Genomic DNA, 17974 nt, shown 5'->3' on the forward strand with positions numbered 1-17974 from the left:
TATGCTAAAAGGGAAAAAGATACTTCTATGTGTAACAGGAGGCATTGCGGTTTTTAAAGCAGCTGCGTTAACGAGTAAATTGACACAATCTGGCGCGATTGTAAAAGTAATGATGAGTGAGTCGGCAATGAAGTTTGTTACGCCTCTTACATTCCAAGCGCTTTCTCGCCATGATGTATATACGGATACATTTGATGAGAAAGACTCAGCTGTTATTGCTCATATTGATTTAGCAGATTGGGCGGATGTTGTACTTGTCGCACCTGCTACTGCCAATTGTATTGGAAAGTTAGCTGGTGGTATTGCAGATGATATGATTACAACTACTTTGTTAGCTACTACAGCTCCGGTATGGATTGCGCCTGCTATGAATGTGCATATGTATGAAAATAAAATAGTTCAAAAAAATATGATGACATTGAAAACGCTAGGATATACATTTATTGAGCCTGGGGAAGGCTTTTTAGCATGTGGATATGTGGCGAAGGGACGACTAGAAGAACCTGAAGCAATTATTGCACGGTTAGAGGAAGCTTTCTCAGAACACAAACCATTGCAGGGAAAAAGAATATTAATAACTGCTGGCCCAACACGTGAAAAGGTTGATCCAGTTCGTTTTATGACAAATTTTTCTTCTGGAAAAATGGGGTATGCGATTGCGGAAGTGGCAGCGAATTTAGGCGCTGATGTTATACTCGTTTCAGGACCGACAGCATTAAATACACCGTTACATGTAACGACAGTGCAAGTGGAATCTGCACAAGATATGTTAGAAGCGGTTCTTCAACATTATCAAAACGTAGACGTTGTCATTAAAACAGCAGCAGTTGCAGATTATCGTCCGAAATATGTTCATGAGAATAAAATGAAAAAGCAAAATGGTGATGCTGTCATTGAACTTGAAAGAACGGTGGATATTTTAAAAACGTTAGGTCAGAAAAAGGATAAACAGTTACTTATCGGTTTTGCTGCTGAAACGACAAATGTAGAGGAATATGCAACGAAAAAACTACGTGAGAAAAATGCAGATATGATTGTCGCGAATGATGTAAAAGCGCAAGGAGCTGGATTTGGCACGGATACGAATATTGTAACAATGTATAGAAAAGATGGAAAAGTTATTGAGTTGCCAATTTTAATGAAAAAAGAGGTAGCTCGTGAAATATTGAAGCAAATTGAAATGATGTTAGAAGATGATCGTTTATGAAATTTGCAAGTGTAATTGTTGATGTACCTGCCCGTCAGACAGATCGACCATTTGATTACATTATCCCTAAAAAATGGGAAGATATTGTACAGACAGGAATGCGTGTAGTAGTTCCGTTTGGCCCAAGAAAATTGCAAGGTTTTATTATTGGGATTAAAGATTCGGTGGATGTAGAAAGTAAGAAGTTAAAGACAATCCATGAAATATTAGATGTAACACCGGTTTTAAATGATGAATTATTAAAGCTTGGATATTGGCTTACAAGTGAAACGTTATGCTACATGATTTCAGCTTTTCAAGTGATGCTTCCAACTGCGATAAAAGCAACGTATAAAAAACGTCTACAACTTTGTAAACAGGAAGAAATAGCACCTGAAATACTATATTTATTTCAGGATAAAGAAGCAATTGATTTTGAAGTAATCGAGCAACAGCCACATTTATACCGAACTATTCAACAAGAAATTAAAAATGGTACGGTTGAAGTCGTTTATCAAGTGAAAGATAAAGTACAAAAGAAGAAGCAAAGAGTGGTTCAGCCGGAGTTGCCAGAAGATAAATTGGAATTAGCGGCATTTGAACTGAAAAGTAAAAAACAACAAGATGTACTTTATTATTTTGTGGAAAATTATAAAAGTGCACCGTTGAAAGTAATTACAGAAGAGTTACAAATAACAGATGCTCCAATAAAAGCACTTGTTAAAAAGGGATTCATTTCAGAAAAGTATGTGGAAGTATACCGAAATCCGTATGACGATGATGATTTTGAACAAACAAAACCATTTCCACTTACGGAGGAACAAAAACAAGTTATTACACCGATTTTATCATCAATTACAAATGAAACTTATAATCCATTTTTACTATATGGTGTTACAGGAAGTGGAAAGACAGAAGTATATTTACAATCTATAGCAGCAGTGCTCAAGAAAGGAAAAGAAGCTATCGTTCTTGTTCCTGAAATTGCACTAACGCCCCAAATGGTGGATCGTTTTAAAGGTAGGTTTGGCTCACAAGTTGCAGTTCTTCATAGTGCGTTGTCTGTTGGAGAAAAGTATGACGAGTGGCGTAAGATTTTAAGAAAAGAAGTGAAAGTTGTAGTTGGTGCGCGTTCAGCTGTTTTTGCGCCTTTTGAGAATTTAGGGATTATTATTATTGATGAAGAGCATGAATCAAGTTACAAACAAGAAGATAATCCGAGGTATCATGCAAGAGATGTAGCTGTCTGGAGAGGACAATATCATAAATGTCCTATCGTTCTTGGTAGTGCGACACCAACACTTGAATCGTTTGCAAGGGCGAAAAAAGGTGTTTATGAACTATTAACAATGGAAAAACGTATGAATGAACAAGCTTTACCAACGGTAGAGATTGTTGACATGCGAGAAGAACTTCGTGACGGGAATCGATCAATGTTTTCTAAGGCGCTGCATGAAAAAATAGCAGATCGATTAGAAAAGAAAGAACAAATGGTACTCTTTTTAAATAGAAGAGGTCATTCTACATTTGTTATGTGCCGTGATTGTGGGTATGTTGTTCAATGTCCGCATTGTGATATTTCATTGACATATCATAAAATGAATCATCGTTTAAAATGTCATTATTGTAGTTACGAAGAGAATATGCCAACTGAGTGTCCAGCTTGTCAAAGTACATACATTCGTTTCTTTGGTACAGGTACACAAAAGGTAGAAGAAGAAATTACAAAACTATTTCCAGAGGCACGAGTCATTCGAATGGATGTAGATACGACAAGTCGAAAAGGAATGCATGAAAAATTATTAAAGGCGTTCGGGGAAGAAAAAGCAGATATATTACTCGGAACACAAATGATTGCTAAAGGATTAGATTTTCCGAAAGTAACGCTCGTTGGGGTGTTAACTGCAGATACGATGCTTCACTTACCTGATTTTTGGGCGAGTGAAAAGACATATCAGCTATTGACGCAAGTAAGTGGACGAGCGGGTAGACATGAATTGCCAGGGGAAGTTGTGATTCAAACGTATACGCCAGAACATTACAGTATAGAGTTAGCGAAGAACCAACAATATGATGTGTTTTTTGACCAAGAAATGCAAATGAGACGAACAAGACAATATCCCCCATATTACTATGTTGTACTCGTAACTGTATCTCATCCTGAATTATTAAAAGCGGTACAAGTGACGGAAAAAATTGCCTCGTATTTACGAACGCATTGCTCACAGCAAACAATGGTGCTAGGACCAGTTGCTTCAGCGATTCCAAGGATAAAAGATAGATATCGTTATCAATGCATGATAAAATACAAACGGGAACCAAACTTAAAGAACGTGCTCAAAATGGTAAATGAACATTATCAAGCAGAAATGCAAAAAGAGCTACAAATCTCAATTGATTTTAATCCAACAATGTTAATGTAGCGGAGGGAAATATGGCAGTTTTAGAAATAATAAAGCATCCAAATGAAGTGTTAGAAACACCATGCGAAAGAGTAATTAACTTTGATAAAAAGTTAGTGAAATTGTTGAAAGATATGCATGAAACAATGTTAATTGCGGACGGAGTCGGTTTAGCTGCGCCTCAAGTAGGTGTAAGCTTGCAAGTAGCGGTTGTTGATGTCGATGATGATACTGGGAAAATCGAGTTAATCAATCCATCGATATTAGAAAAACGTGGTGAACAAGTAGGTCCCGAAGGCTGTTTAAGCTTCCCGGGACTTTATGGTGAAGTAGAACGTGCCGATTATATTAAAGTAAGAGCGCAAAATCGCCGTGGGAAAGTATTCTTATTAGAAGCGGAAGGATTTTTAGCGCGTGCAATTCAACATGAAATTGATCATTTACACGGTGTTTTATTTACATCGAAAGTGACAAGATATTATGAAGAAAACGAACTAGAATAGGTGTTAAAAGGAGCGGTTTTTAAATGATAAAAGTAGTGTTTATGGGAACACCGGACTTTTCAGTGCCGGTGCTTCGTCGTCTTATTGAAGATGGCTATGAGGTAGTAGGTGTTGTGACGCAACCTGATCGTCCAGTAGGTAGAAAAAAAGTATTAACACCTACACCTGTTAAAGTTGAAGCGGAAAAACATGGTATCCCTGTGTTACAGCCGTTAAAAATTCGTGAAAAAGATGAATATGAAAAAGTATTGGCATTAGAGCCAGATTTAATTGTAACAGCTGCATTTGGGCAGATTGTACCAAATGAAATTTTAGAAGCACCGAAGTATGGATGTATTAATGTTCACGCTTCTTTACTTCCTGAACTTCGTGGTGGTGCACCAATTCATTATGCAATTATGGAAGGTAAAGAAAAAACAGGTATTACAATTATGTATATGGTAGAAAAATTGGATGCTGGTGATATCTTAACGCAAGTGGAAGTTGAAATTGAAGAGCGTGAAACGACAGGCTCATTATTTGATAAATTAAGTGAAGCAGGAGCACACCTTCTATCTAAAACAGTACCTTTATTAATCCAAGGTAAGTTAGAACCGATTAAACAAAACGAAGAAGAAGTAACGTTTGCGTACAATATAAAACGTGAGCAAGAGAAAATTGATTGGACAAAAACAGGTGAAGAAGTATACAATCACATTCGCGGATTGAATCCATGGCCAGTTGCTTATACAACTTTAGCGGGACAAGTTGTTAAAGTATGGTGGGGAGAAAAAGTGCCTATAACTGAACCGGCTGAAGCAGGTACGATTGTTGCAATCGAAGAAGATGGTTTTGTTGTAGCAACGAGTAATGAAACAGGTGTTAAAATTACTGAATTGCAACCTTCTGGTAAAAAGCGTATGAGTTGTTCACAATTTTTACGTGGAACAAAACCTGAAATTGGAACGAAGTTAGGAGAAAATGCATGAGACAAAATGTTCGTGAATTAGCTCTTGATGGTTTAATTCAAGTGGAAAAAAGTGGTGCATATAGCAACTTACTTTTAAATAACCTAATTGAAAAAAGTGCAATTGATAGAAAAGATATTGGTTTATTAACTGAAATTGTATATGGAACGATTCAACGTCGTGACACATTAGATTATTATTTACAGCCTTTTTTAAAAAAGAAGGTTGAGGCGTGGGTAAGAGTATTGCTTCGCTTATCTTTATATCAAATGATTTATTTAGACCGAGTGCCAGAAAGAGCGGCTATTCATGAAGCGGTTGAGATTGCAAAGCGTCGCGGGCATAAAGGAATTGCTGGTATGGTGAACGGTGTATTACGTTCGATTCAGAGAGAAGGTGTACCTTCTGTAGATGAAATCAAGGATCCAGTAGAACGTCTTGCAATTACAACAAGTCATCCAGTTTGGCTTGTCCAAGAGTGGACTTCAGAATACGGTTTAGAAACTGCAGAAAAAATGTGCGAAGTAAACATGTTACCCCCTGTACCAACAGCGCGTGTGAATGTTGATAAGGTAACGGTAGAAGAAGCGATTGAGTTGTTGGCAAGTGAAGGTATAGAAGCAAAAAGTGGTGACTTATCAGATGATGCAATTCAGATTGAAAGAGGAAATGTAGCGCATACAGAAGCGTTTAAAAAAGGATTTCTTTCTATTCAAGATGAAAGTTCTATGCTTGTAGCACGCGCTTTAGAACCGAATACGGGAGATGCAGTTCTTGATAGTTGTGCTGCTCCAGGCGGAAAAACAACGCATATCGCGGAACGATTAAAGGGAACTGGTAAGGTCATGTCCCTTGATTTACATGCACACAAAGTACGTTTAATTAAACAGCAAGCAGAGCGACTTGGTCTAGAAAATGTCGAAACTAAAGCGCTAGATGCTAGAAAAGTGCAAGAGCACTTTGCAAATGAAACGTTTGATAAAATATTGGTAGATGCACCGTGTTCTGGATTTGGTGTAATTAGACGTAAGCCTGATATTAAGTTAGGAAAAGATAAAGGCGATAGTGAAAGATTATCGACGATTCAAATTGCAATACTAGAAAAAATAGCACCATTATTAAAACAAGGCGGTCGTCTTGTTTATAGTACGTGCACAATTGAGAAAATAGAAAATGAACAAGTAATAGAGAAATTTTTACAAGAACATCCTGAATTTGAATGGGATACTACGCTTAAAGAGCGTATGCCAGAAAAATTAACTCCGTATATTGATGAAGGTCAAGTACAAATTTTACCGCATTATTTTGCGACGGATGGCTTTTATATTGCTTGTTTAAGGAAGAAGGTGTAGCATCATGGAAACGACTGTAAGAAAACAAAAGAAAAATTTAGAAACGAAGAAACCATCAATTTACTCTTTACAACTTCATGAAATGCAAGATTGGTTAAAGGAACAAGGAGAACCGAAGTTCCGTGCTGGACAAATTTTTGATTGGTTATATAAAAAACGTGTAAAAAATTATGAGGATATGTCAAACCTTTCTAAAGGATTGCGTGATAAATTGTCGAATTCCTTTGATATTACTACTTTAAACACGTTAGTAAAACAAACGTCTTCGGATGGAACAATTAAATTCTTATTCCAATTATATGACGGATATTCTATTGAAACGGTATTAATGCGACACGAATATGGAAATTCCATTTGTGTAACAACGCAAGTTGGTTGTCGTATTGGGTGTACGTTCTGTGCTTCGACACTTGGTGGATTAAAGCGAAACCTAGAAGCTGGAGAAATCGTAGCGCAAGTAGTAGAAGTTCAGCGTGCGCTTGATGAAACGGAAGAACGTGTAAGTTCTCTTGTTGTTATGGGGATTGGAGAACCATTTGATAACTATGATAATTTAATGGGATTCTTACGCATCATTAACCATGAAAAAGGACTTCATATTGGTGCGAGACATATGACTGTTTCGACGAGTGGAATTATCCCGAAAATTTATAAGTTTGCTGAAGAAGATCTACAAATTAATTTTGCGATTTCATTGCATGCTCCAAACTCAGAATTACGTTCAAAATTAATGCCGATTAACCGTGCTTATAAATTACCAGATTTAATGGAAGCTATTAAATACTATGTAAATAGAACAGGGCGTCGTATTACTTTTGAATATGGATTATTTGGAGGAGAAAATGACCAAGTAGAGCATGCTGAAGAGCTTGCTGCGCTCTTAAAAGGTGTAAAATGTCATGTGAACTTGATTCCGGTAAACTACGTACCTGAACGTGATTATGTACGTACGCCACGTGAACAAATTTTCTTGTTCGAGAAAACGTTAAAAGATCGTGGAGTGAATGTAACGATTCGCCGTGAACAAGGTCATGATATTGATGCAGCCTGCGGTCAGTTGCGTGCGAAGGAGCGCAAAGAAGAGACGAGGTGACGAGATGAAAGCCGTATTTCTATCGGATAAAGGAAAAGTTCGTCAACATAATGAAGATAGTGCAGGAGTTTTTCACAATTTAGATGGAAATGTATTAGCGGTAGTAGCAGATGGAATGGGAGGTCATCGAGCTGGTGATGTAGCTAGCTCGATGGCCATTCAATTATTCCATGATTATTGGAAGCAAACACATAATATGAATGAGCCGAAAAAAGTAGAACAATGGTTACATACTAGTGTTGGGATTATTAATGAGCGTATATATGAATACGCTCAGCAAAATGCAGAATGTAATGGTATGGGAACAACGCTTATAATAGCTGTTTGTACACCAAGCTTTGTGACAATAGGGCATATAGGAGATAGTCGTTGCTATATGGTATCAGAAGGAGAAATGACGCTAGTAACGGAAGATCATTCACTTGTAAATGAGCTTGTGAAACATGGTGAAATTTCAAAGGAAGACGCAGAGTATCATCCGAAAAAGAATGTGTTATTAAGAGCATTAGGAACAGAAGAAAAAGTTGGGTTAGATGTTAAAACGTTGGTGATTGAGGAAGATGATCAATTACTTCTTTGCTCTGATGGGTTATCAAACAAAGTTTCTATTGATGATATGCGACAAATTTTACAGTTAAATGAACAGCTTGAAGGTAAAGGGCAGTGTCTCATTCAATTGGCAAATGATCGCGGTGGAGAAGATAATATCACACTTGTTCTTATTGATTATGCGGGTTCGACAAACGAAAGTAGGTGAAGTGCAACGTGCTGATTGGAAAACGCTTAAATGACCGTTATAAGCTGCTGAAAATGATTGGTGGTGGCGGAATGGCCAATGTATATTTAGCTCATGATGATATACTTGGCCGAGATGTAGCGGTAAAAATATTAAGACTCGACTACTCAAATAACGAAGAGTTTATTAAACGTTTCCATCGAGAAGCGCAGTCTGTTACAACGTTGTCGCATCCAAATATTGTGAATATGTATGATGTCGGAGAAGAAGATGGTATATACTATCTTGTCATGGAATATGTACCAGGGCAAACATTGAAGCAATACATAATTGAGCGAGGGATGTTACCTATAGGAGAAGCTCTTGATATTATGGAGCAGTTAACATCCGCTATGGCACATGCCCATCATTTTGAAATTGTGCATCGTGATATAAAGCCGCACAATATTTTAATTCGAGCTGATGGAATAATAAAAGTAACAGATTTTGGAATTGCGACAGCTACAAGTGCAACAACAATTACACATACAAATTCAGTGCTCGGTTCAGTCCATTATTTATCACCAGAACAGGCACGTGGCGGGATAGCAAATAAACAATCAGATATCTATTCTCTTGGAATAGTTATGTTTGAATTGTTAACAGGAAGACAACCGTTTTCTGGCGAATCTGCTGTTGCTATAGCTTTAAAACATTTACAAAGTGAAATCCCATCACCAAAAAGATGGAATGAAAATATTCCGCAAAGTGTTGAAAATATTATATTAAAGGCAACTGCAAAAGATCCGTTTCACCGATATCAATCTGCCAATGCGATGAAGCGAGATATTGAAACTGCGCTATATCCAGAGAGGATAAATGAGCAACCATTTTACATACCGGAAGATATGGAAGCGACGAAAGCGATTCCGATTATTCAACAAGAACAATTATTTGAAAATGTAAGTGATGAAACGATTGTTTTAAAAGGGAGTAAGGTGGAAGAACCGATAAGAGCAGAAGCAGCTGAGTTAGATAAGAAGAAAAAACGGAGTAACAAGTGGCTTAAAGTTTTAATTTCAACATTTTTATTTTTAGCAATAGGAATAACATTAGCACTTACGGTTATTCCAGGATTATTTATTCCGAAAGATGTGAAAGTTCCTGATGTGGCTGGTATGAAATACACGACAGCTGTAAATACATTAGTAGAAAAGGGCTTTGAGGTGACGGAGCCTAATATTGTATATACAGATGATGTTGAAGTTGGGGATGTAATAAAAACGGACCCTGTAGCAGGAAGAGTCGTAAAAGAAAACGCTAAAATTACTATCTATCAATCAGGTGGAAAAAAGAAAAGTAAGATGGCAAATTTCACAGGTCAAAACTTTGAGAGTGTAAAAGCTGAGTTAGAAGAAAAATATAAACAAGTTACGGTAAATTATATTGAAAATGATAAGCCGAAAGGTGAAATTGTAGAACAAATTCCGACGCCTGATCAGATGGTTATAGAAGCGGAGCAAGAACTGAAAATCTGGGTAAGTAAAGGGCCTTATCAAATTAGACCAGGTGACTTTTCGGGGTGGACTGAAAATAGTGTAACTGGTTATTTGAATGAGAGAAAACTAACGTCAGATATAAAACGAGAGTATTCAGATACAGTCGAAAAAGGACTTGTAATTTCGCAATTTCCAAAACCAGGTACACCATTAAAAGAGGGAGATAAAGTAACTATTATTATCTCTGATGGTCAAAAGCCTAAAGTGACTAAAACGGTAAAAGTGGACAATATCTCTATCCCATATGAGCCTGCTGTAACAGGTGAAAAAAAGCCGCAAACAATAGAAATTTATAAAGAAGACATGCAGCAAAAAATGGATAGACCGGTTGAAACGAGAACAATTACTGAATCAGCGACTATTTCTTTAGAATTTGTAATTCAAGAAGGTTCAAAGGGACACTATAAAATTGTACGGGATGGAGTAACGATTATTGATAAAGAAGTACCATATCCAACTCAATAATAGTGAAAGTCTACTTATTATTATTGCCTGTTATGCTGTCTACAAAGTGGACGGTATAGCAGGCAAAAATATATGATTCAAAAAGCTAGTAAAGTGATGCAGCTGTAAATATTTTTTTGCATTTAATGGGAAATTCAATGTATATTAGCGAAAGTATATATGGTAGGTTTTGAAATCGTTATTTGGAAAATTTAAATCCATTCATTTTTAAATTCAGCATCACCTTATACAAAAAAGGAGAATTCTATGCCAGAAGGAAAAATTATAAAAGCTTTAAGTGGGTTTTATTACGTGCAGCATGAAGAAGGGGTTACGCAATGTCGTGGGCGAGGTGTATTTAGAAAAAATAAAATTACACCACTTGTAGGAGACCAAGTTGTTTTTCAGGCAGATAATCCAACTGAAGGTTATGTGCTTGAAGTGTTTGATCGAAAAAATGAACTTGTTAGACCTCCTATTGCTAATGTCGATCAAGCGATCCTTGTGTTCTCTGCAGTAGAACCAGATTTTAATCCTGGACTGTTAGATCGATTTTTAGTGCTGATTGAATATCATAACATTAAGCCAATTATTTGTATTAGCAAGATGGATTTAGTAGATGAAAAGATGAAAGCAACTGTTGAAGCTTATGCGAATGATTATCGTGAGATGGGTTATGATGTTTTATTTACTTCTATTAATACTTCAGAAAGTATTGATATATTAAAACCATACTTAGAAAATTGTGTTTCTGTCGTTGCGGGCCAATCTGGTGTTGGGAAATCTTCAATGCTTAATGTGCTACGTCCAGAATTAGAGCTGAAAACAAATGATATTTCTTCCCATTTAGGACGCGGGAAGCATACGACAAGACACGTAGAATTAATTGCAATTGGGAGTGGACTAGTAGCAGATACACCGGGTTTTAGTTCACTAGATTTCATTGATATAGAAGTAGAAGATCTTACATATTGTTTTCCAGAGTTGAAAGAAGCGAGCCAATACTGTAAATTTAGAGGGTGTACACATCTTTCTGAACCGAAATGTGCGGTGAAAGCTGCGGTTGAAGAAGGGAAGATTACAGAATATCGCTATAAGAACTATAAACAATTCGTAGAAGAAATTAGAGAGAGAAAGCCGAGGTATTAGTTATGATTAAAATTGCACCATCGATTTTATCAGCAGATTTTTCAAAATTAGGGGAAGAGATTAAAGATGTAGAAAAGGGCGGAGCGGATTACATTCACGTTGACGTAATGGATGGACATTTCGTACCAAATATTACGATTGGACCGTTAATTGTAGAAGCAATCCGTCCGATTACATCATTACCATTAGATGTACATTTAATGATTGAAAATCCTGATAACTATATCCCGACTTTCGCACAAGCGGGAGCGGATATTATTACTGTTCACGTAGAGGCGTGTCCGCATCTACATCGTACAATTCAGTTAATTAAATCTCATGGTATTAAAGCGGGCGTTGTATTAAATCCACATACGCCAGTTTCAGTGATTGAGCATGTATTAGAAGATATAGATATGGTATTACTTATGACAGTAAACCCTGGATTTGGTGGACAGAAGTTTATCCATTCTGTATTACCGAAAATTAAACAAGTTGCAGACATGGTGAAAGAGCACAATCTAGAAGTGGAAATTGAAGTTGATGGTGGTGTAAATGCTGAAACAGCAAGACTTTGTGTGGAAGCAGGAGCAAATGTACTTGTAGCTGGGTCAGCAGTATACAATCAAAAAGACCGCGGTGAAGCAATTCGCGTAATTCGTGGGTAGTGATGAACTTTTATCCTAGTAAGGCATTTATAGGATAGGATAAAAATATGTAAAAAGGCAATCTACCGAATGGCAGATTGCCTTTTTACAATGGAAGGAGAAGAAAAAATGATTATTCATATTTTGGCAGGAGGACCTTCGGAATATTGCGCAGATTTTGCTCGATACGAGAATGAGGAAGTAGTGTGGGCAGCGGTTGATAGGGGAGTATACCGTCTATTAAAGAAAGGGATTACCCCGGCTGTTGCGTTTGGAGATTACGATTCAGTTACTGAAGAAGAATTAGTATGGATGGGACAGCAAACGAACGAATTACATATTGTTCCGCGGGAAAAAGATCAAACGGATTTAGAAATTGCAATCAACTGGGCATTAGAACAGAAGCCGGCACTAATTCGTATTTTTGGTGCTACTGGTGGAAGGCTTGATCACGGTTTGGCAAATATACAGATGCTTTTAAAAGGGTTAGAAGTAGAGATAGAAATGTGTATTGTGGACAATAAAAATGAAATAACAGTTAAAAAAATGGGTACACATATAATTGAAGAAAATAAAAATTTTCCTTATGTATCTTTTGTACCAGTTACTGAAATAGTGGAAGGGATTACATTGTTTGGTTTTAAGTACCCTCTTACTAATAAAACAATAGAGTGGGGATCAACACTTTGTATTAGTAACGAACTCGTTGAGGAAAAAGGTACTTTTTCATTTACTTCTGGCATATTAATGTTGATAAGAAGCACTGATTGAAGAAACAATTTTGCTCCTTACATCATATAGTGACCAAGTGGAGTAATGGGGATTAGGAGGGAAACCATGAGATTTTATACAATTAAGTTACCTAAATTTCTTGGTGGAATAGTTCGTGCAATGTTAAATACCTTCAAAAAAGATTAAAAAAAGCACCTATCACCGGTGCTTTTTCCATTGTTATAGTAAAAAAAGAGCCTATCGGCTCTTTTTTTTATTATTAAACACGTTCGATTTTGCCAGATTTTAATGCTCTAGCAGAAACGTAAACACGTTGAACTTTTCCGTCGATGCGTACGCGAACTTTTTGAAGGTTAGCGCCCCACTTACGTTTTGTAGCGTTCATTGCGTGAGAACGAGAGTTACCAGAACGAGCTTTTCTTCCAGTAATAGCACAAACACGAGCCATTTATATTTCCCTCCCTTGATACCTTACCATACGTAATTTTTCAATGTTAGTCTTTTATGCGATGCTAAAAACACTACTATAATTTAACACAACTAAAAAGAGAATGCAACACCGTAGAAAAAAGAAATCAAGAAAATTTACTTGACACTATATGTCAATGAAGAAAAGTTGAAATCCATAAAAATTGCTTGACATATTATAGTGGTACATGTTGTATAATAACAATGGACTATTTTGCTCATCATAAAAAAGTGTAATTTAAAACATAAAATATGAGAGTGAAAAGAAAGAACGATGGAATTTTCTTTAAAAAGATTATATGATAGTAACTAAAGTAGTCTAGCTCACTTTCACCATTTATGAAGGGGGAAACGAGATGTCAATTGAAATTAAAACGAAGTACGGTCAAATTGATATTAGTACAGATGTAATTGCAACAATTGCTGGAGGTGCCGCGGTAGATTGCTACGGTATCGTAGGTATGGCATCAAAAAATCAGTTAAAAGATGGATTAACAGACATTTTACGAAAAGAAAACTTCACTAGAGGTGTTATTGTTCGTAAAGATGAAGATGAAGTACATATTGATATGTATATTATTGTGAGCTATGGTACGAAAATTTCAGAAGTGGCACATAATGTGCAGACGAAAGTGAAATATACATTAGATCAAACTGTAGGACTAGCAGTAGATTCTGTAAACATCTACGTACAAGGAGTTAAAGTAATAAACTTGTAATGTGCATTAAGGAGGAAAATCTGTGTCAATTCAAAAAATTGATGGAAAACGTTTATCACAAATGATCATGCAAGGAGCGAATAATTTAACAAACAATGTTCAGCTTGTTGATGCATTAAACGTATTTCCAGTTCCAGATGGCGATACCGGTACAAACATGAACTTATCTATGACTTCAGGTGCGCGTGAAGTGAAAGCAAACCCTTCACAGCATGCTGGTAAAGTCGGCGTAAGTTTAGCCAAAGGATTATTAATGGGAGCTCGTGGTAACTCTGGAGTTATTTTATCTCAGTTGTTCCGTGGTTTCTCTAAATCCATTGAACAAAAAGAAGAATTAACAACAGTTGATTTTGCTGCAGCACTAGAAGCTGGAGTAGAGGCGGCTTATAAAGCGGTTATGAAACCGATTGAAGGAACGATTTTAACGGTTGCAAGAGAAACGGGTAAATATGCAGTAACAGTTGCGAAAAAACAGCGCGACTTTGTTTTGTTTATGGAAGACGTTGTGAAAGAAGCAAACGCATCGTTAAATCGTACGCCAGATTTATTACCTGTATTAAAACAAGTTGGCGTTGTAGATAGCGGTGGTAAAGGTCTTGTAGTGGTATACGAAGGATTTTTAGCTGACTTAAAAGGAGAAACGATTTCTTCTGATGCACCGACGCAACCATCTATGAATGAAATGGTACGCGCAGAACATCACCGTAGTGTACAAAGCCAATTGAGTACAGAAGATATTAAGTATGGATATTGTACGGAGTTCATGGTGAAATTAGAGGCTGAAAAGGTGAAAGAGCATAATTTCTCTGAACAAAAATTCCGTGAAGATATTAGTGTATATGGTGATTCTCTACTAGTTGTGTCTGATGATGAAATTGTAAAAGTTCATATCCATGCAGAACATCCTGGAGACGCTATGAACTACGGGCAAAAATACGGTAGTTTAATTAAGATTAAAGTAGAAAATATGCGTGAACAGCATACTGCTTTATTAGATGAACCTACTATGGTTCCTGAACAACCAGCTCAATCGAAAGAAAAACAACCATATGGTATCGTAACTGTAGCTATGGGGTCTGGTATTAAAACTTTATTTGAGAGCATCGGCGCAACGAAAGTTATCGAAGGTGGTCAAACGATGAATCCAAGTACGGAGGATATCGTGAAGGCAATTGAAGAAGCAAATGCTGAAAAAATCATTATTTTACCGAATAACGGAAATATTGTAATGGCAGCAGAACAAGCGGCATCAGTTGTAGATCAAGAAGTTATTGTTGTTCGTTCGAAAACAGTTCCTCAAGGTATGGCAGCAATGTTAGCATTTAACCCAGTTGGAACGTTAGAAGAGAATGAAGAAAACATGCAAGAAGCTTTATCTCATGTGAAAACAGGTCAAATTACGTATGCTGTACGTGATACGGAAATTGATGGTGTAGCAATTCAAAAAGATGACTTCATGTGTATTGCAGATGGGAAAATTGTATCTACAAATGCTGAAAAAGTAGGAGCTGCGAAGCAATTACTAGAAGCGCTTATTGATGAAGATTCTGAAATCGTAACGATTCTACAAGGTGAGGATGCAACTGACGAAGAAGTAGCGGAGTTAGTTGAATTTGTAGAAGAGAAATTTGAAGATGCAGAAGTAGAAGTGCATGCTGGAAACCAGCCAGTGTATTCTTTCATCTTCTCTGTAGAATAAGATAAGATTCGTTTTGAAAATAAATGGATTACTTACTTGCTAATGGATAAGAAGTAGTAATATGAAGTTTATTACTAGTTTTTATTCAAAAGGCTAGCATATTGAAGAGAGAAAAGAGCCTTGCTGCTAATAGTGAGGCTCTTTTTTACTTGTTTTATATAAGGGATTTGAGTAGTTTCTCTTAGAATGCCTATGATAGAATATATAAGGTGAAAGAGAGCGATTACAGATGCTAATTGGTACTCAAATAAAATGCAATAAAGAAAATAATGTGACGGGGTGTGAGAATCTTGAATGATGTTGTACAAGTTCCTGTTACGGATGTAAAGGGGATCGGAGGAGAAACATCTGAGTTACTACATGAGATGGGTATTTATACAGTTTCTCATCTATTAGAACATTTTCCATACCGTTATGAAGATTATGCGATGAAAGATCTTGCTGAAGTAAAGCATGATGAACGTGTAACGGTTGAAGGGAAGATTCATAGTGCTCCTTTGCTGCAATATTATGGTAAGAAGAAATCGCGTTTAACAGTTCGTGTTCTCGTCGGTCGTTATTTAATTACGGCGGTATGTTTTAATAGGCCTTACTATAAGCAAAAATTAAAGTTAGATGAAACGGTAACGATTACTGGTAAATGGGATCAACATCGTCAAACAATTGCTGTATCAGAACTTCATTTTGGGCCGGTTGTACGTCAACAAGAAGTGGAACCTGTTTATTCAGTAAAGGGGAAACTTACAGTAAAACAGATGCGTCGTTTTATTGCTCAAGCGTTAAAGGAATATGGAGATTCTATAGTCGAAGTGTTACCGGATGGTTTGTTAGGGCGATATAAATTATTACCAAGATATGAAGCGCTTAGGGCATTGCATTTTCCGGTAGGACAGGAAGATTTGAAGCAAGCGCGTCGCCGTTTTGTATATGAAGAATTTTTCTTATTTCAGCTGAAAATGCAAACGCTCCGGAAAATGGAGAGGGAAAATTCAAAAGGGACGAAGAAAGAGATTCCGTCAGTAGAATTACAAGAATTTATCGATGCACTGCCGTTTCCATTAACGGGTGCGCAGCGCCGAGTTGTAGATGAAATTTTGAAAGATATGACATCTCCTTATCGGATGAACCGACTATTGCAAGGTGACGTTGGTTCTGGGAAAACAGTTGTTGCTGCGATTGGCCTTTATGCATCGAAATTAGCTCATTATCAAGGTGCTTTAATGGTTCCTACAGAAATTTTAGCTGAGCAACATTATCAGTCGCTTGCTGAAACGTTTTCGCATTTTGGTATGAAGGTGGAACTATTAACAAGTTCTGTTAAAGGTGCGAGACGTCGAGAAATTTTAGCGAAGTTAGAACAAGGAGAAATAGATATTCTTGTTGGAACGCATGCCTTAATTCAAGATGAAGTTATATTTCATAGGTTGGGTCTCGTTATTACAGATGAACAGCATCGATTTGGTGTAGCGCAGCGCCGAGTTTTACGGGAGAAAGGTGAAAGTCCAGATGTATTATTTATGACAGCGACACCAATTCCGCGTACGCTTGCAATTACTGCATTTGGAGAGGTGGATGTTTCGATAATCGATGAGATGCCAGCAGGTAGAAAGGTGATTGAAACATATTGGGCAAAACATGATATGTTAGATCGCGTTCTCGGTTTTGTTGAAAAGGAGATAAAAAAAGGAAGACAGGCATACGTTATTTGTCCTCTAATTGAAGAATCTGAGAAACTTGATGTGCAAAATGCTATCGACTTACATAGTATGCTGACGCATCATTACCAAGGGAAATGCCAAGTTGGATTGATGCATGGGAGATTATCGTCTCAGGAAAAAGAAGAGATAATGGGACAGTTTAGTGAAAATAAAGTGCAAATTCTTGTATCGACAACAGTTGTTGAAGTAGGTGTGAACGTACCGAATGCGACTGTAATGGTTATTTATGATGCAGAACGTTTCGGTTTATCGCAGCTTCATCAGCTTAGAGGGCGTGTCGGCCGTGGTAGTGAGCAATCATATTGTTTATTAATAGCAGACCCTAAATCAGAAACAGGGAAAGAAAGAATGCGCATAATGACTGAAACAAATGATGGATTTGTATTGTCAGAAAAAGATTTAGAATTACGAGGTCCTGGAGATTTCTTTGGGAGTAAGCAAAGTGGCTTACCAGAATTTAAGGTTGCTGACATGGTACATGATTATCGAGCGTTAGAAACAGCAAGGCAAGATGCGGCGATACTAGTAGATTCAGAAGCGTTTTGGCACAATGATCAGTACGCTGCCTTGCGTACGTATCTTGATGGGACAGGTGTGTTCCAAGGAGAGAAGCTCGATTAAAGGGAGTCAACAAAAGTTTTTGTTGCATTCTACTTTTAATG

The 17974-nt window shown here is 37.0% G+C and carries 16 protein-coding genes; 15 read left to right on the forward strand and 1 reads right to left on the reverse strand.

Features of this window, described 5'->3' with window-relative positions; all coding sequences use genetic code 11:
* Position 1: 1 nt before the first annotated feature.
* From coaBC to spoVM, 12 genes are all read left to right on the forward strand, one after another.
* Positions 2-1207 (forward strand): bifunctional phosphopantothenoylcysteine decarboxylase/phosphopantothenate--cysteine ligase CoaBC, encoded by a 1206-nt coding sequence (gene coaBC / locus ACS2CR_RS03785; RefSeq protein WP_000911753.1) that lies wholly within the window; start codon positions 2-4, stop codon positions 1205-1207.
* Complete coding sequence (gene priA, locus ACS2CR_RS03790) at positions 1204-3609, forward strand: primosomal protein N' (RefSeq protein WP_153602392.1); 2406 nt, start codon at positions 1204-1206, stop codon at positions 3607-3609. Before coaBC ends, priA begins: the two co-directional genes overlap by 4 nt.
* 11 nt (positions 3610-3620) lie before the next feature.
* Complete coding sequence (def, locus tag ACS2CR_RS03795; protein ID WP_000279455.1) at positions 3621-4091, forward strand: peptide deformylase; 471 nt, start codon at positions 3621-3623, stop codon at positions 4089-4091.
* Positions 4092-4114: 23 nt separating this feature from the next.
* A complete protein-coding gene (gene fmt / locus ACS2CR_RS03800; protein WP_000598804.1) occupies positions 4115-5059 on the forward strand; it encodes a methionyl-tRNA formyltransferase in 945 nt (314 codons plus the stop codon).
* Positions 5056-6390: a 16S rRNA (cytosine(967)-C(5))-methyltransferase RsmB gene (gene rsmB, locus ACS2CR_RS03805; RefSeq protein ID WP_001249668.1), complete on the forward strand. Its 1335-nt coding sequence runs from the start codon at positions 5056-5058 to the stop codon at positions 6388-6390. Before fmt ends, rsmB begins: the two co-directional genes overlap by 4 nt.
* Before the next feature lie 4 nt (positions 6391-6394).
* A complete protein-coding gene (gene rlmN / locus ACS2CR_RS03810) occupies positions 6395-7483 on the forward strand; it encodes a 23S rRNA (adenine(2503)-C(2))-methyltransferase RlmN (protein ID WP_000450541.1) in 1089 nt (362 codons plus the stop codon).
* Between the two features lie 4 nt (positions 7484-7487).
* Positions 7488-8240 carry a Stp1/IreP family PP2C-type Ser/Thr phosphatase gene (locus ACS2CR_RS03815; RefSeq protein WP_000648703.1) on the forward strand — a complete coding sequence of 251 codons (753 nt, stop codon included), beginning with the start codon at positions 7488-7490 and terminating at the stop codon, positions 8238-8240.
* A gap of 8 nt (positions 8241-8248) precedes the next feature.
* Positions 8249-10222, forward strand: a complete 1974-nt coding sequence (gene pknB / locus ACS2CR_RS03820; RefSeq protein WP_000904748.1) for a Stk1 family PASTA domain-containing Ser/Thr kinase — start codon at positions 8249-8251, stop codon at positions 10220-10222.
* Positions 10223-10468: 246 nt separating this feature from the next.
* Positions 10469-11350, forward strand: coding sequence for a ribosome small subunit-dependent GTPase A (gene rsgA / locus ACS2CR_RS03825; RefSeq protein ID WP_001113932.1), 882 nt, complete (start codon positions 10469-10471; stop codon positions 11348-11350).
* Between the two features lie 2 nt (positions 11351-11352).
* On the forward strand, positions 11353-11997 hold the full coding sequence (gene rpe, locus ACS2CR_RS03830) for a ribulose-phosphate 3-epimerase (protein ID WP_153602391.1): 645 nt from the start codon (positions 11353-11355) through the stop codon (positions 11995-11997).
* Between the two features lie 69 nt (positions 11998-12066).
* Positions 12067-12747 carry a thiamine diphosphokinase gene (locus ACS2CR_RS03835; protein ID WP_000752663.1) on the forward strand — a complete coding sequence of 227 codons (681 nt, stop codon included), beginning with the start codon at positions 12067-12069 and terminating at the stop codon, positions 12745-12747.
* Between the two features lie 66 nt (positions 12748-12813).
* Positions 12814-12894: a stage V sporulation protein SpoVM gene (gene spoVM / locus ACS2CR_RS03840; RefSeq protein WP_001213599.1), complete on the forward strand. Its 81-nt coding sequence runs from the start codon at positions 12814-12816 to the stop codon at positions 12892-12894.
* A gap of 73 nt (positions 12895-12967) precedes the next feature.
* Here spoVM and rpmB read toward each other — a convergent pair whose 3' ends face one another.
* The gene (gene rpmB / locus ACS2CR_RS03845; RefSeq protein WP_000124776.1) at positions 12968-13156 is read right to left on the reverse strand and encodes a 50S ribosomal protein L28; all 189 of its coding nucleotides are present in this window, start codon (positions 13154-13156) and stop codon (positions 12968-12970) included.
* A 376-nt stretch (positions 13157-13532) separates the two neighbouring features.
* On the opposite strand from rpmB, the gene ACS2CR_RS03850 reads away from it, so the two are divergent.
* The 3 genes from ACS2CR_RS03850 to recG all read left to right on the forward strand — a co-directional run bounded on the left by ACS2CR_RS03850 (position 13533) and on the right by recG (position 17933).
* Positions 13533-13895, forward strand: coding sequence for an Asp23/Gls24 family envelope stress response protein (locus tag ACS2CR_RS03850; RefSeq protein ID WP_000021109.1), 363 nt, complete (start codon positions 13533-13535; stop codon positions 13893-13895).
* Positions 13896-13917: 22 nt separating this feature from the next.
* Positions 13918-15594, forward strand: coding sequence for a DAK2 domain-containing protein (locus ACS2CR_RS03855; RefSeq protein WP_000027129.1), 1677 nt, complete (start codon positions 13918-13920; stop codon positions 15592-15594).
* Between the two features lie 290 nt (positions 15595-15884).
* On the forward strand, positions 15885-17933 hold the full coding sequence (gene recG, locus ACS2CR_RS03860) for an ATP-dependent DNA helicase RecG (protein ID WP_153602390.1): 2049 nt from the start codon (positions 15885-15887) through the stop codon (positions 17931-17933).
* Positions 17934-17974 lie beyond the last annotated feature (41 nt).

Source organism: Bacillus cereus group sp. BceL291 (genome assembly GCF_051776705.1).
GTDB classification, from domain to species: domain Bacteria; phylum Bacillota; class Bacilli; order Bacillales; family Bacillaceae_G; genus Bacillus_A; species Bacillus_A cereus.

Bases quoted from the DNA above. Each gene is read 5' to 3' on its own strand.
- coaBC (WP_000911753.1), top strand. From the start codon at position 2: ATGCTAAAAGGGAAAAAGATACTTCTATGTGTAACAGGAGGCATTGCG.
- priA (WP_153602392.1), top strand. From the start codon at position 1,204: ATGAAATTTGCAAGTGTAATTGTTGATGTACCTGCCCGTCAGACAGAT.
- def (WP_000279455.1), top strand. From the start codon at position 3,621: ATGGCAGTTTTAGAAATAATAAAGCATCCAAATGAAGTGTTAGAAACA.
- fmt (WP_000598804.1), top strand. From the start codon at position 4,115: ATGATAAAAGTAGTGTTTATGGGAACACCGGACTTTTCAGTGCCGGTG.
- rsmB (WP_001249668.1), top strand. From the start codon at position 5,056: ATGAGACAAAATGTTCGTGAATTAGCTCTTGATGGTTTAATTCAAGTG.
- rlmN (WP_000450541.1), top strand. From the start codon at position 6,395: ATGGAAACGACTGTAAGAAAACAAAAGAAAAATTTAGAAACGAAGAAA.
- ACS2CR_RS03815 (WP_000648703.1), top strand. From the start codon at position 7,488: ATGAAAGCCGTATTTCTATCGGATAAAGGAAAAGTTCGTCAACATAAT.
- rsgA (WP_001113932.1), top strand. From the start codon at position 10,469: ATGCCAGAAGGAAAAATTATAAAAGCTTTAAGTGGGTTTTATTACGTG.
- rpe (WP_153602391.1), top strand. From the start codon at position 11,353: ATGATTAAAATTGCACCATCGATTTTATCAGCAGATTTTTCAAAATTA.
- ACS2CR_RS03835 (WP_000752663.1), top strand. From the start codon at position 12,067: ATGGCAGATTGCCTTTTTACAATGGAAGGAGAAGAAAAAATGATTATT.
- spoVM (WP_001213599.1), top strand. From the start codon at position 12,814: ATGAGATTTTATACAATTAAGTTACCTAAATTTCTTGGTGGAATAGTT.
- rpmB (WP_000124776.1), bottom strand. From the start codon at position 13,156: ATGGCTCGTGTTTGTGCTATTACTGGAAGAAAAGCTCGTTCTGGTAAC.
- ACS2CR_RS03850 (WP_000021109.1), top strand. From the start codon at position 13,533: ATGTCAATTGAAATTAAAACGAAGTACGGTCAAATTGATATTAGTACA.